This window comes from Gimesia alba (assembly GCF_007744675.1).
Taxonomy (GTDB): domain Bacteria; phylum Planctomycetota; class Planctomycetia; order Planctomycetales; family Planctomycetaceae; genus Gimesia; species Gimesia alba.
Map to the genome: position 1 here is coordinate 5,637,826 of NZ_CP036269.1, position 15,400 is coordinate 5,653,225.

Annotated in this window: 10 protein-coding genes; 3 read left to right on the plus strand and 7 right to left on the minus strand. The window is 49.6% G+C overall.

The window, feature by feature from the left end:
- Positions 1-80: 80 nt before the first annotated feature.
- Positions 81-575, minus strand: a complete 495-nt coding sequence (locus tag Pan241w_RS20995; RefSeq protein WP_198000056.1) for a DUF6717 family protein — start codon at positions 573-575, stop codon at positions 81-83.
- 184 nt (positions 576-759) lie between these two features.
- Between Pan241w_RS20995 and Pan241w_RS21000 the strand changes: the two genes are divergently transcribed.
- The 3 genes from Pan241w_RS21000 to Pan241w_RS21010 all read left to right on the plus strand — a co-directional run bounded on the left by Pan241w_RS21000 (position 760) and on the right by Pan241w_RS21010 (position 2,904).
- Positions 760-1,230, plus strand: a complete 471-nt coding sequence (locus tag Pan241w_RS21000; RefSeq protein ID WP_145219620.1) for a hypothetical protein — start codon at positions 760-762, stop codon at positions 1,228-1,230.
- A 329-nt stretch (positions 1,231-1,559) separates the two neighbouring features.
- Positions 1,560-2,546: a DUF1559 domain-containing protein gene (locus Pan241w_RS21005; protein ID WP_145219622.1), complete on the plus strand. Its 987-nt coding sequence runs from the start codon at positions 1,560-1,562 to the stop codon at positions 2,544-2,546.
- Between the two features lie 160 nt (positions 2,547-2,706).
- Positions 2,707-2,904, plus strand: a complete 198-nt coding sequence (locus tag Pan241w_RS21010; RefSeq protein WP_145219624.1) for a hypothetical protein — start codon at positions 2,707-2,709, stop codon at positions 2,902-2,904.
- A gap of 220 nt (positions 2,905-3,124) precedes the next feature.
- Here the strand turns inward: Pan241w_RS21010 and Pan241w_RS21015 are convergent, their stop codons facing one another.
- The 6 genes from Pan241w_RS21015 to Pan241w_RS21040 all read right to left on the minus strand — a co-directional run bounded on the left by Pan241w_RS21015 (position 3,125) and on the right by Pan241w_RS21040 (position 15,243).
- Positions 3,125-4,240: a tetratricopeptide repeat protein gene (locus Pan241w_RS21015; RefSeq protein WP_145219626.1), complete on the minus strand. Its 1,116-nt coding sequence runs from the start codon at positions 4,238-4,240 to the stop codon at positions 3,125-3,127.
- Positions 4,241-4,411: 171 nt separating this feature from the next.
- A complete protein-coding gene (locus tag Pan241w_RS21020; protein WP_145219628.1) occupies positions 4,412-5,686 on the minus strand; it encodes a molybdopterin-dependent oxidoreductase in 1,275 nt (424 codons plus the stop codon).
- A 152-nt stretch (positions 5,687-5,838) separates the two neighbouring features.
- Positions 5,839-8,976: an LVIVD repeat-containing protein gene (locus Pan241w_RS21025; protein WP_198000057.1), complete on the minus strand. Its 3,138-nt coding sequence runs from the start codon at positions 8,974-8,976 to the stop codon at positions 5,839-5,841.
- Positions 8,977-9,688: 712 nt separating this feature from the next.
- On the minus strand, positions 9,689-10,639 hold the full coding sequence (locus Pan241w_RS21030; RefSeq protein ID WP_145219632.1) for a universal stress protein: 951 nt from the start codon (positions 10,637-10,639) through the stop codon (positions 9,689-9,691).
- A 227-nt stretch (positions 10,640-10,866) separates the two neighbouring features.
- Entirely contained in the window at positions 10,867-11,739 is an 873-nt protein-coding gene (locus Pan241w_RS21035; RefSeq protein ID WP_145219634.1) for a site-specific DNA-methyltransferase, read from the minus strand.
- A gap of 162 nt (positions 11,740-11,901) precedes the next feature.
- A complete protein-coding gene (locus Pan241w_RS21040) occupies positions 11,902-15,243 on the minus strand; it encodes a DUF7133 domain-containing protein (RefSeq protein WP_145219636.1) in 3,342 nt (1,113 codons plus the stop codon).
- Between the last annotated feature and the right edge of the window lie 157 nt (positions 15,244-15,400).

The window sequence follows — 15,400 nt, forward strand, 5'->3', positions numbered from 1 at the left end:
GTTCTATTGTTTCGTCAAATGTCTGCCGCTCGTGTTTCGGGAGTGACACAAAAAAGGCCAGCCTGGCTCGGTTTGCACGCTTATTTCATCGGCTCGGCTTTGACGTAGAGCGCTTTGGGAGCGGTCTCGTAATATTTGAACATGGCGGGGCAGATCCAGCCTTCCATGTCGGAATCTTCGAAGCGGTAATAGTTGCCCCCCTGATCGCCGCGCAGCCAGATCAGTTTTTTCTGAAACTTCGGGAAGGGTTTGGCAGAGAACAGCAGCCGAAACCCTTCATTGGCGTCAGGAATGTCGGCCACAATCACATCGATCATCTCGGGAACGCCGGCCACAAACGGTTCCTGTACCAGACCGGCGGAACTGTCGTCGAAGACCCAGGTCCCCTGATGCCGATAAGGGGCGATGACCATGATCGCGTTTTCACGCGGCAGACTGTTCCCCAGAGGCAGCAGCTTGAGCTGCCAGGCAACGCCCACCGCGATGAGTATCAGCCCCACAATCAGCAGGATCATCCGTTGCCAGTGAAATCGGGAGGGCTGTGTTTCCGCTGCTGCGGCTTGTTCTGTGCTCATCGTTGTTTCCTCACGCGTGGTTCTAGAGATGAATATCTTGCTTCGATCCAGTTTAACAAAAATATCGTTTCATTCGCGAGAAAAATCGGAAAGATGAAATCATATTGACGGTGCAGCTTATCTGTGTGGTACAATCTTAGTCCGATTTCATTTCATCTGCGAAAGTCAAAGTAATAGTAATAGTATGACTACAACTGACGAAGAATGCCGTAAAGACATGGAGAACTATTTCATCGCACCGCTGTGCGGACTCTTTCTGGGACTAATCGCCGAAACTTTTATTTGTAGCTGGTCCTGGCTCGAAACCGGACCGATGATCCGATTCAGTAACGGTGTCCGTCTCCCTTTCATTGGCCCCTTACTGGGAGTAGTTCTGCTGTCGCTCGTTTCCAGTCGATTTGGCCAGATAAAACTGACCGGCTGGTTCAAACATTTGATCGTAGGCGGCATCATCGGACTCATTACTGGTTATGTCATCGGAGTCTGGATTATATCCCCCGTGCTCGCCTCTCAACATGGCATCTTTGCCGGTAAAGCGCTGGCTGCCCACAGCCGATTCTTTATCATCATTGGGATGCCAGTCAGTGGACTCATCGGTGGCCTGTGCGGAATCGGGTACAGTGTAATCCGGGGGAATAAGAAAACGCACGCCTGAAGCCTCGGACTGTTAGCGACAATGATGCTGTCAATTGATCTAACGCGTTGTCCCCTCCTCTCGCCCATTTCTGATCGCACGTCTGGCATTTTGCCCAGTACTGTTTTTAAGGCAAGCTCCCCCCGGGTCGCTGTTAACAGTCTCACAATTCATCGATCGCTCACAATTTATTAACAATTCAAAGATAGTATATCCGCAACAACAGGAAAGGGCTTCGCTCCCTGTTCCTGATTAAGGTCAGTCAAGACCCACCACCGGCATCACCTGCCTTGAAAAGTTGAAAAACTGTTTTACATTCTTTTTCTTTTTCACATTAAGGAGATCGGAAAATGATGACGTTACGTCCATTTTCTTCCCCGGCTTCCGGTGCGCTCAAACATTCTTCCAAACGTCGACGCGGATTTACGCTGATTGAATTACTGGTCGTGATTGCGATTATCGCGATCCTGATTGCCCTGCTCTTGCCAGCCGTCCAACAGGCACGCGAAGCAGCCCGCCGTACACAGTGCAAAAACAATCTGAAACAGATTGGTCTGGCCTTTCATAACTTTCACGATGTACACGACCGACTTCCCACGGGTGCCCGCGATGGCGCCGGCTCATCGTATGCCTGCTGTAATGCTCAAGAACGAGCCGGCTGGAGTTGGCTCTACCACATTCTGCCCTACATGGAGCAGTCGAACGTGTATGAACTGGGAACGGATGCCGATCCTGTGGGAACCTATCCGCTCGTTGGCCGAACAGGAATCAAATCCTATTACTGCCCTTCCCGTCGTAAGCCGACCTCTTATGGTAGTGGTTATTATCGCAGCGACTATGCCGGCAATGGGGGACAGCGAGAGGGCGGGATTACTTCGACTCTCAGCCTTGGTCAGCGGGGCGTGGTTGTGCGAACTGATTCACGTGAAATTCGCATCAACGATATCAAAGATGGTGCCTCGAACACGATCATGGTGGCGGAGAAAGCATTGCATCCGGATCGACATGGACAAGATGGCGGCGACAACGAACCCTGGGTCAATGCTGGCTGGGACGAATGTGTCATCCGCCATGGAGCCGGTAAGAATAGTGCAGGCGTGGAATATGGTTTAACCCCGCTCTACGATACTGATGCTCCCACTAACACGGTCGCCGTGGTTGATAAAGGGGGCGTCAGCTGGACGAACTGGCATCCCTTCTTCGGCTCAGCCCATCAGGGCGGCATGAACGCCTGCCTGGCCGATGGCTCGGTACGACTCATCAGCTACAACATCGACGGCGAAATCATGCGTCGCATCAGCCTGACGAATGACCGCGAGTCTGTTGGTGAGTATTAAGCAGCATTAATTTCGAACAGGCTCCGTAATTTTCGATCGTGAACTCGCAGGGTAACCAACATTCCTCCGGAATCGAAGGTTGCCCTGCGGTTAACGGAGCTGTTCCCTTATCTTTTTTCATCCACCTGTTCTTACTTAGATCTCATCAAGAGGAATTCCCATGAAACTGTTGTCATATCGTCTATTACTTCTCGCTCTGTGCCTGCTTCCCGGCTGTGGTTCCGGAGACGAATCCTTAGATTCCGGTGAAATCACATCCGAGGTCAAAAGCGAAATGGAAAAGGAAAAAGAAGAAGTCTTCGCCGCCGAATCAGCCAACCGTGAACAGCAGGCGAAACAGGCGAAGGGGAAGAAATAGCATTGTTCAGATTAGACAAAACCCAGGTAGCGTTTATTTATTGGTTTTGTATGTGATTCCCAGGACCGCAACCTAACCCAGTTCGATTTTAACCGCGGCTAACGCTGTGCGGCTGATTTTGTTTTTGGGACTTTGCCAGCCGGAATGACTTATTAGCCGAAGGGCGTTAGCCCCGGTTTCTCCCAATTTACAAATACGAATTCGAGTTAAGAAACACTACCTAGGCAATAGCGGCTGCGTAACGATCCATGATGCGTTTTTCCTCGAGTGCCTGCAAGCGTGGTAAAGCCTGTTGGTAGAGGGCTTCGGCTTTTTCTGTTTCGCCAAGTTCGGCAGTTGCGATTGCCTGATAGGCTCTGCAAATATCGATTGTTAGCTGCAGCGCAGGCTCGTCTGCTGCCAAAGGGATCATACCGTTTTGACAGACGAGAAAATGGGCTTCTGCTTCTCGATACTGCCCCCGGGATAATTCGAGGAAGCCATAATAGTGATACCAGAACAGTTCCACCAGATCACTCAAATGTTGCTGTTTTGTACTCTCAAGCAACTGAGTTGCCAACTCGATATCTGAATCTGAACCATACTTGAGAATCGCGTAAGCATAGTCGATTTTTACGGTCGGGTTCTCTGGTGCTTCTTCATAGGCAAGACGCAAGCATTCGATGACCTGTGGAAATTGTTTCCCGACCTCAAATAAATCGGCTAATCGTTCGAAATACATCCAACGAGGTATTTCGGGGGAATCTAAGAAGGGTTGCATCAATGCCAGCCCTTCCTCACTTCTCCCTAAACCAGCCAATGCACATGCTTCACGCATTGAAAGTTCATACTCCGGCACGATGCCTCTTAGTCCGGGAATGCGATCAAGCGTCTCTTGCCAACGCCCCCAGAAACAAGCATCAATCATCTTTTTGTATTTGATTGCTGGTGATAAATAACTCGCACAGAAACAGGCAATAATTGAGATTCCAATTAGAACATAGTCAAAGTATTTCAGCCCTGATCTTTCTCCCCACCTGAAAAGCACCAGAATCGTCATCAAGAGGAGCGACCACTGATATTGACGAAAATTCTTTTTCACCAGAAAGAGAAAATTGTCGAATTTTGAAAGATACCGCATTTCGACCAGTTCTGCTGGTGTGAAACTTTTTTCCACATCAGCATTCGGGGGAAACAGGGCATTCGTAACAGCAAAGACATCATCGTCGTGCAGGACGATGTCCGTGAACCCCAGAGACTCATGTTTCTCACAGGCTTCCTGTGCGGTTTCCGCTTCGACGCGATGAGTTTCGCGATTGCCAGTTTTATCGGTTGCGGTGATTAGAAAAACTGGCATGCGTTTTACTCCGGAATTAGGCGACGTGAGAATGCTTGACCATGAAGAAGCGATTCGATACATCCTCTCATCAAACCACGATCAAGTCTAACCTGAATGATTTTCTGAGTGAACGATATTCATCACAATTTATAGATCTCGCTTGAAGAAATTTCTTATTTTAAGAACAGGTTAAGCCGTCACCACGAGATCCTTCTTTTCAATGGAAACGTGTCCCGATTTTCTAAAAGGGCGCGGCATGGGTTGGGCTTTGCCGTTGGCGTCGATCGTGCGGCAGCGGAGCGTATATTTCCCTGCCGGTAAGCCGGGCATCAGAATCGCCCAGTGTGCTTTCATCAATGGCATCGGCCATGCGTTGGGTTTTCCGGTTTTGTTGTCGAAGCCGATGGTTTCGGGCGGAATTTTGTGATCGGGTAGATCGCCGCCCCATTGATCGGAAGCCGGTGCAGACAGGATTTCCGCATCGATCCAGGGCGCGGTGGTGAAGTATTTATCATCGTCGGGTAAACTCTCGCCATTCTTTTGAATCCAGACCTGAACTTTCGCCAATCCTGCAGTGCCCGATTGGGCATAGCCGGTAATCGGAATCGGCTGAAGCGGTTTGACCTGTTTGGGGCAGGAGAGCGTGGACGCGAACGTTTTCAGAGTGCTGTCGATGTCATTATTCCCGTTAGCATAGGTATCGTTAGCGTGAAACAAATTGGAAAAATAAACGTGAGTCAGCCATTTCACATTTTTGAATCCGTATGATTCGGGAACCACCATCCGCACGGGCGCACCACGTTCCGGGCTCAGCCACTGGCCATTGAGTTTGTAGCACAGTATCACAGGTGGTAATCCTGCGGGATCTTCCAGCACACGATCAATGGGCAGCGAGCTTTTGAAGATTTGTTTGGGATCGTCGTTATGGTACCCGTTATAAAACACGCGGCGGATGTTATCGCGCGGTTTCGTCAGCCAGAGAATTTCACGTAAGGGAACCCCTTCCCAGACACCGGTACCCAGAGGGTTTCTGATATTCAGACAGGTCATCACTTTGGAAAACCGGACCGCGTGTTTTTCTCCCAGTTTGAGTAACGCTTCAAAATCAAGTGCGTTTCCATTCTCTTTGGTGAGGGGATTTCCCAGCCGGGCCTTGTTTTCCGGATCGCTAATCACTTCGAGAGACCAGGTCTCGCGCGTCAAACCGACCTGTTTCCGTTTCTCTTCACTCAAAGAATGCGGCTTGGGATTTCCCCGCGAGACATCACGAAATGATTTCGGAATGGTGAGATTGGTTTCGAGCTGGTCAATCGCCTGTTGTAGTGCGGGGTCTCGATCCTGAACCTTTGCCTGTAATTGATTGACGGCAGTAAAAGCAGCCGCCCCTGCTACGCCATATCTTAAAAAAAACCGTCGCGATAACCGAGAATGTTCTGCAAGAAATGCTTCCAGTGAGTCAGCCATACTTGCGCCTCTTTAAAAAAACGGGGACAGAAATTTTTCAATTAGATCTATTTTGATGCCCATTGAAGTATTCCGTCAACGAGTTTGTCTTAAATTGCGAATCGAAACATCAGAATGTCGGTTCTAAAAATACCCACAGGTAATCAATCGGCTCATTGATCGAAGACCATTAAGCCGTGCGGGCCGTCCGGAATGATCATCTTCTGATTCTGAATACAGATCCTGCCGGGGTTTCCTATCGTGTGAAACTGTTCGATTAATACTGGTTTGGTGAGATTAGAAATATCGGCAATCGTAATCAGGCCGGATGCGCGATCTGCAGTATAGAGTCGGTCATTAAAAATTGTCGGCTTCCCCAGATGCTCCCGCCGCTTTCCTAATTGATAACGCGTTAATTCCTTGAATGGGCGTTGTTCGGTTCGGTCGAGAAGCACATAACCACCGCGGGTAGTGACAAGCGTCTGTTTGCCGACAGCGATTAATCCGTTTGCAGCACCAAATCGTTCCGGATGATTATTCCCACTGTATTTGGGGACCTGGTTTGAATCATTTTGCAAATCATACCAGTACGTTCCCGAGACATGCCAGAACGCGGCTGCATAACGATCTTCTACAAGCCCCCGCATGATTTGATCGCCATACAGCAATCCATAACGGTTTTCCTTCAGAATCAATCGGAGATCAGCCGTGTTTCTTACATCCAGAATCAAAAGTGTATTGGCACCGTTTTGAATCAGTGCAAATTGCCCTTTGCCGGGGACTTCCACCTGTTTAATGGTACCGCGCCTGGGGAGATAGCGTCCTATTTCCTCGAGTTGGTGATCTTTAGTAAGCTGATAGATTCCTAGCCCGGCAACCCCTTCCGCAACATAGATTCGCGTACCTTGAACGTACACATCGGTGGCGAACCCGCCGGTAGTGTACTTTGCAAGCCGCTTAAAAGAGGGGAAAACCTGCAAGACTTCGATCCCGCCGTTTCCACAGGCAACGATGGCAAGATCGCCGGCAAAGTCCACGGCATGAATTTGCCCGTCTGTTTGATACAGGCGATACCGATTTGATTCAGAGGAACGGTTCAGCGGTGGAATCGAAGGCGGCACATTGGGATCCCTTTGAGGAACCCGGGCAATTCCTGGCGCGGCGACAATATGTAAATCGGACCAGCCGCCTGCCACATAGATATAATCTTTGGTTAACGCCAATGAACCGACGTGACTCCTCAACTCGCGTCCTTTCACATGAGGCAGCAGAGTACGAGCCAGCACAGTGGGACTTTTTTTGTCAGACACATCAACCAGAAACATGCCGTTATGCGTATCGGCTACAAAGGCATGATCTCCCACTACGGTAACTCCCCACATGTCGTTTCCCCGATCGTAAAAGGGAGGAAATTTCACACGTGACAGAAATTTGGGTCGGGCGGGATCTGTGAGATCAAAGATTTCCAGCCCATGCCCGCGCCCATATCCGGGATCGCCTGGCTGGCGATGTTTTTCATGCGAGTGATGTCCGGTTGCCGCATAGAGATACTTGCCTTTGACATCCAGGCCATCGCCAAATCCGTCCAGTTTTACCTTTTCGGTAATTTGAGGCTGGCGTGGGTTTGAAATATCAATCACAACGACTTCCGACGTCGCCCAGACTCCCGCATAGACGAATTGATTGCGGACAGAAATTGACTGGGCTTCTCCTGTCCGGACGATGCTTAAGTGCAGCGGCTTTTCCGGATTGGAAACATCGACGAGTTCCACGCCATAGTGACGTAATGCGAGAAAGAGAATATTGCCCGATACTTCCACCCCGGTGGCAAATTCAACGGAATCATAATGTGCCAGCAGCCGCGGGTTTGACGGATCTTTCACATCGATGATAAAGGCGCCGTCTTCACGCGAGCCGACATACGCAATCCCATCTTTGACTGCAATTTGCCGGGTATTTCCTAATTTTGATATTTTGCCAACTACCTTGGGCTTTGTCGGTTCCGAGATATCAAGAATCCGTAACGCACCTTTGCCAATGGCATACGCAATATGTTTATCAATGGTCACATCAATGGTGGAACCGATTCCCGCATTCGTGACGATTGGCAGTTTCGTAACGGCTGTTGGTTTTCGTTTTGATATTTGTGGTTTGTGTTGATTCAATTTCTTTTGTTGATTGTAATAAAAGGCATACGCATGCAGCCCAACCACAGTAAACAGATAATTCGTCTCTCCTGCACTGATTTTTTTGAGGTCAATCGAGTTCAACATCTTCCAGATTTCTGGTAAGTGTGTATGAATCAACTCCGGATTTTCGCTCATCATTACCATATGATAACCAGTCAATGGAAACCGAACATGGGCCAATACCGCGAGAGCTTGGTCATCCAGCATCGCTGGTTGATAAAGCTTCCAGGCTAGTTCACTTCCCTTTAACTCAGGTTCTTTCCAGTCCCATTTCTGCTGGAGTTTCTGCCATTGTTCTTCAGTATGAAATTTGCGATACATTTCTCCGGGAAAACTGCGTTCCATTTGAATTTTGGCAATGTGCTCTAACAAACGATGGAGGATCGCTTTTTTATCTGCGTCTGTCTCAAAATGAAACAAAGCGTTCACACGAAATGCACCTTGATTAGCATAAATGGGGTGCCCATTGATTTTAATGTGAGGACCAACATGCATTTTCTGCCAACGCAAACCATCACGGTCTGCTAAAAATTGATGATATAGATCCAACCAATGTTGATTTCCTGTTCCTTGATAGAGTGCATAAACGGATGGCAGCAAAATGGAGACATGCTGCGAATTATAGCCCGTCCAGGCAAAACCAACATGCGCCTGAGTGACTCCATCAGCACGTTTAATCGACCAACCATTTTTTTCCAAGCGTCGGCCGACCTTTTCCAGTGACTGGCTGATCCATTTTTTTTCGTCTTGTGACGCTAATGAAGAGAGTGAATATCGAGCCAGACTAATGATGTAAGTAGTATGTTGATCCATCGAAGAATCATCATAGTAGGCACTTTTATCGTCAGGGTGTGGCCCCCGTGGAACAAGACCTACCAAAGCAGGTTTCCCTTCTTTCGGATGCGTTTCCGGGAGAGAACCAATCATTTTCAAAGCCTGAAAACAACGTTTGATCTGTTTCTTGAGGAATGGGTTCGGCTCTGCTTCATAAGCGTCTAAGAGTGCAATCAGCACATGACCGGTATGCAGAGCCGTATCTGCAAACCGTGATCCATATCCCCAGGGCATTGGTTTTTCAGCTTTCACATCGGCTGGTGTCGACCAACTCTTTTTTGTTGACATCCGCGCCCCATAAAGGGCATATGTCTCAGGATGTTGGAAGTCAGCAAAGTAGTCTTTCGCCAGTGAGAAAACTTGTTCATTCAGCTCCTGTTCAGAAAAAGGAAATGCACTTGGATTTGATATATTTGCAGCTGCAGCAAAGGCACCAGGAAGCACAGAAACCATGAAGCAAAAAACGATGACACCGCTGACACAAGAGCAATACCACCGTTGAACAATCAGGAAAAACACCATTCTTGCAAACCTCTATTCTGAATCCACAGTTAAAAAGTTCAATGTATGTGCGTGTGTGCAAATGAACTTCAACATTACCAGATAGTGAAACCAGAATCCAGAAGTGACAACGCAAAAAAAGTGATTACACTTACTCACTTTTTACTTTCGATTAGCACCTCTAATCGCTAAACAAAGTTCAGAAAACTCCGCTCTTCAGTTTTAAGAGAAATTGATGTTGTTCCTGAAATAGAAGATCAATGATCTGACTTTTCTATACTCAACTATTTGGAGAGCAACTTCTTGTTTGGCAGCACTAGAAATGCGAAGCCCTCAACAAAGAAATCACGGTCCAAAAAACAACGAAATCTAATATTTGAAGTTCGGTGACTTAAAGATTCCGAGTAATTATGACAATTTCATAATTTGGATTTAGAGTCTAAGCGATCTTGGCTAGCTAGCTGTGACTGGAGTTAGCTTGCTCGTTCTCATGTTCTCGTCACTCGGGCACAACCGGCGAAACAAAGTCAGATGGTTTGAACGTCAACACGGAGCATTTGACTTTTTCCAGCATACGCTCGGCGGTATTGCCGATGAAGAAGCCGCTGATGCCGGAACGGGCCAATGTGCCCATCGCCAGCAGGTTGACTTTGTGTTCTTCGATGAATGCGGGAATGGCGACGTCGGGAGAACCTTCCAGCACATGCACCTGCACGCCGTAGGAGAGCGTGCGGTAGTCGGTCTGTGCCAGTTGTTCGTTGAGTTCGTTCTTGACCTCTTCCATGATATCCTCGGCACATTTTTTGAGCGTCTCTTCCCCGACTCCCAGACCTTTGAGTCGCTGATCGAGTTGGGTATCGATGGCGTGTACCAGATGAATTTTCATGTCGGCAACCTGAGCCGCTGAAACGATAAAATGCAGAATATCGCTGCTGACTTCGCTCATATCGCTGGCAACGACAATTTCGGGAACGTCCGGTTCTTCATCTTTCTTAACGGCATAGACGGGACACGGGCATTGGCGGAAGAGGTTCATGACCGTACCGCCAAACAAGCGACCGGTAAAGCCGTGCGGTCGCGTACCCACCAGCACCATATCGTGCTTATTTTTGATGACTTCGAGAACAATTTCGCGCCACGGTGAGCCGATGGCTACCTTAGACGTACTTTCGACGCCCCGTTCTTTTGCCTGTTCGATTAGACTGCTCATCACTTTGTGGGCTTCATCTTCCACATTATTTGTCAGATGCAGCCGATCTTCTTCCAGCAGATGTTTGGTATGTGCCGAGAGATCAATGGCAGCAAAAAATTCCAATCTCGCATTAAAGAGGCCCGCCAGCCAGATTGCACGTTCGACAGCTTCCTTAGTCTGTTCGTTCAAATCGGCGGCAACCAGTCGGTCTGCGTGGGTCAAATCTACGCCAACTAAAATGGAATCGAGGCTTTGCATGGGTCTACTCTCTTCTAAGTGATTTCAGCAAGATTCAGGCTTCAATCTTCTATTATGACAAATGTAAGAGTCAGTTCCTAGACTCTATCCAGAGTTAATATCGCATCTTCAGAGCAATTTGGATCGAGTATACTATCATGAATGACACTCTGAATAAACGGGAGTCGCTTTTATCGAATTCGGAATGGAAAAACGAGTTATACCGACACTCGTTGTTGAATTGCAATTTACTGTTTTGGCTTTTGCATCAATAAGATAAATTCGTGAACCTTATTGACCCGAAAAACCGAAGGAAACCCGAGAGGCCTGAGATTGTTATATTCGGACTGACGGTTCCAGATAATCAAATCATCATAAATATAGCCTATCTGCTGGAGTCGGGCGGCTAAATCGCTGTGAAATGGGAAAAATTGGCTTTTCTTTCGTAAATCCATGACGATTACACAGCAGTAGCCCCCCGGACGCAGCGCTTCCAGGACCTGTCCGAAGACCTCTGTCAACTCGGTCAAGAACTCTTCATAGTCTTCGACAACGCCGAGATCCTGCTCGTGATTTCCATAATGACGAACTGCTTTATGGTCAGCTGAACGGCGCTGATTCAGCACGTTCCAGTAAGGGGGCGAAGTAATACACAAATCAATGCTGCCCGGCGCGACATGCTCCGCAAGGCTCATTGCCGAACCATGAATCACGCGCGATTTGATTTCGGCCTGATCCGAGTCAGATGCTGCCTGTTCTGACTTATGGCTGGCTACGTCTAGAATTCTCTGACGGGCCAGCGCCGCATATTCTTCTGAGAGTTCCATGCCGATGCCGGTCTTTCCCATTTTTTCCGCAGTCACAATCGTGCTGCCGGAACCGGCAAAAGGATCGAGAATCGTTTCTCCCTTGAGCGGCAGAAAGGTTTCAATCAAACGTTCCACGAGCATTTCAGGAAAGATCGCCGGATGCTTGAGCCGGACTTCTTCGGTCGACTTGCGGAGATCACTCCAGACACTGATCGAATTCTGAATCCAGCGTTTGCCATCGAGCGCATTGTAGGGCTCGGGCATTTTTCGCGTTCGTTTTTTCTTCGCCGGTGATTCTTCAGAAGTCGACACGCGTCTGAAAGCCTCCTGCTGGAAAACTGAGATTTGCTCTCTTGAAATGAATTCTCTCTTCAACTGAGTTCTGAAGCGGTAACCATCCTGCTCCACTTTAGAGTGACTATTCTACTTAAGAATTTGAATTTGGATACCTTTTTTTACTCTTATCGTGCGGATTCACTTGAGACCTTGCAAATAAGCATATAAATCGGCCAGATCCTCTGGCTTGAGATCTTTGAGCAGTCCCTGGGGCATCAATGAAGTGCTCTTTTTGTTTTCGAAATCGATTTCATCCGCTTCGATGCGTGTTGTCTGATTATTGGAATTGCGTAGCGTCAGACCATCTACCGAACGGTAGACTACGAGACCGGTATAAACTTTGCCGTCCACAGTGCCCACAACCGTCGTCTGATAGCGAGGCGAGACATCACGGTTGGGTGCGACGATCGCGGTAAACAGATCGTTGCGGGAAAATCGTTTGGCAACCCCGGCTAAAGCGGGTCCTAACGCGCTGCGGTTGCCATGACATTGCACACAGGCCCGTTTCCGGAACAAGGCTTCTCCCCGTTCGCTGTCGCCTTCGTCCCAGTTCACAGTTTCCAGCAGCGCGAAGAATTTCTCAGTCTCCGGTCCGCTCTGTTTTAAGAGTGCCGTATACACTTCGGGGTATTGTTTCGCAATCCAGTCTTCCCAGGTTTGAATCAAGGCCCGTCGCTTTTGAGAATCATCAACGTCCGCGGCCAACCCCAATTGTTGCCCCGTCCACTTCTGTAACAGAGTGACAATACGGGCCTGAAGTTTCTGTTCTCGTTTATCGCTGCCCAGACGTCTTAATGCTGCAAACAGTCGGACTGTTTCTTCAGGTTTGGTAGCGGGCATCAGTTTTTCCAGCGCCGCGATGCTGGATTCCAGCATTTCAATTTGCGACGATTCCAGGCCTGCAATGAACTTATCCCGATCCTGTTCTTCAGGAGACGCCGCTAAGACAGCCAGCACGGCGGCCTGCAGGGCATAATCTTCATAGAGGTCACGAATCATCTCGCGATGCGTGGGGTCCTTTGATTCGCCGAAGACGAAGACCACATCGCTGTTCCAGAGAAAGTCCGGATCGGCTTTGATTTTCTTGTCAAAGGCTTCAATCGCGGTTCCCAGAAATTGCGGTGGCAACTGACTGAGGAACAACACATGTCCCGGCAGGCCGAAGCCCGGCTGTTCGACAATCTGCCGAGGCAGGTCGGCGTCGATTTTGACGAGCTGTGCATAGAGTTCCTTAAAACGGTCATCCCAGTTTGTATCCTGCGGCAGCTTGAGGCGGAGTAACTTTTCATCAATCTGGACCAGCGCATTGGCAATTTTCTTCGACTGCGCCCGGCTACGATCGCTGGGAATCCGAGCGGCAACAATCAAATAATGAATGTCGGTGACCGGGTCGGACTCTTCGGTAATGCGGCTCAGAATCTGATCGAGCAGTTTCGGATTATAAGGGGCAAGCATGGACAGCACGCGGGCCAGTTCATAATCGAGTACTTCATGACTGCTGGGAAACGCTTCCATCAGACGAATGCGAATCGGATCGAGGTGGCGTTCATGTTCGGACAGATCAACACCGTTCGCATAGCCATCAAAGACAGCCGCCATTTTAGTTGGCGGCCCCAGATCGCCGAGCCCTAACTGAATCAATCGCAGCGCATCCAGCCGCAGGTCGGTTTGATAGTCGCCTTCAAACACAGTGATACCAGTTCGCACCGCGAGAGGCACCACGCCCCCCTGCTTGAGGATCGTAGCATACGCGAGTGTCATCAGCGCAGCACCTTCGGAACTGGTGACCTTTTCAGAAAGGTCCTTGAAATTGTCTTCGCTCAGTCGCGCGGCGACACGGGCCGCAGACTGTCTGACATAACGCTCTTGCGCGCCCAATGTTTTCTGTAAACCGGTCAGGCATTGGCTTTGATCGATCTGATCTCCTAACTGGAGTAATGACTGCAAGGCAAATCGAGTCACCAGCGGCGATTCATCTTTGAGCAGGGCATTCAACCATTCTGCTTTCTGCTTGGGTTGATCCTGATAGCCCAACGACCATGCCAGTCGCGCGCGGACGGCCTCTGATGGATCGAGCAGCAGTTGTTCGGCGATGCGATCGGGAAATCCTTCCAGAAGCTCTGTGACGATTTCGATGGCCCGGATGCGTTGTGTTTCGGGACGATTTTTATCAAGGGCAGCCCGGTAAAAGGCTTCGACGGGTAGAGTTTTCACTAAAGGCAGCCATGTTTCACGGGACCAGCTACTGAGCGGTTGCGGTGCGGAAAGACAAGAGTCGAGCGTTTGTGCCGCTTCGATATCCGACTCCTCACTTGCTGCAGCTTCATCTGAATTCAAAATCGGCTTCTGTGCTTCTACCGGTCCTGTGTACTCGATACGAAACACACTGCCGCGTGTCCCTCGACCGCCGACACTGACATACAGACAACCATCCGGGCCGACTTCGAGATCAGTGGGAGCAAAGCCGAACTGCCCGACTCCGGTGATGAAGTCAATCGGTTCACTGGCATAAGTGCCTTCAAAATTTTCGAGCGGAATTGCATGCACGCGACCGAAGGTCCAGTCGGCAACGAACAGGGCTCCCTGATAAGGAGCTGGGAATCTGATATGTTGATACGCGGTCACCCCGGTAGGAGAGCCACGATGAAAGGCGGCGACCGCGGGCGGCATATCAAAAAATGTATCGGGGCGCTTCCAGCTACGACTCCGCCAGCCGGCATTCGAGCCGGGCAACACATGAAACACGCGCGTCGGTCGATACCAGGGGAGTGAAATATCGCGTTCGCCGTCACTGTCGTAGGTGAAGACATCTCCGTTGGGCGAAAAAGAAAAATCGTAGGCGTTGCGAAATCCGTCGGCGATGACTTCGCCTTCCGTAAGATCGGGACTGAGCCGCATGAGTGTGCCCGCGTACGGTTTTTTGACGGGCGAGGTTTTGCGGGTGATATATTTTTCATTAATGCCGGCGGTGTTTCCCAGCAGCAGATACCACCAGCCATCGGGGCCGCGTTGAATGGAGTGCGTATTGTGCTCGCCCCCCGTTTTGGTTCGCAAAAAGATATCCGGCTTGCCATCGGAACGATCATCGGCGTTTTGATCGCGGTAGCGAATCAGGCCGGCATCTCCGGTGCAGAGTAAATCGCGACCGAGAAAGTACATGCCTTGTGCACCGGTGGCGGGTCCATCGGCATATTGCTGGAACGATTCCGCGACGCCATCTCCGTCGGCATCGATCAGAATCCGCACATAACCGGGGCCAGATACCACAACGCGCCCCTGGGAATCAATGGTCATGGAATAGATGTCGTGTGCCAGATCATCATCGGCATACAGGGTCGCGCGAAAGCCCTCGGGGACCTTAAGGCCGTCAAATTCTTCAGCCGCTGAGACGGAGGAAGTAATGAAGCCGGCGAAGCAGAGAAAACAGAACAGCGTCCAGCAAAGACGATTCTCACGGGATGGATGATTGAAACGAAGCATTGTACCTCAAGCTGGTTAAACCCTGATGAAAAACCCGATCACCGTATCTAAACGCACGCATGTCGGGGCAGCCCGTGTTTCTATCATAGTGGCTGATGAGGGTTTAAGGCAATGCCCGCTTCTTGGACTGGAAAAGATTGTCGGCGGCGGTCAGAAG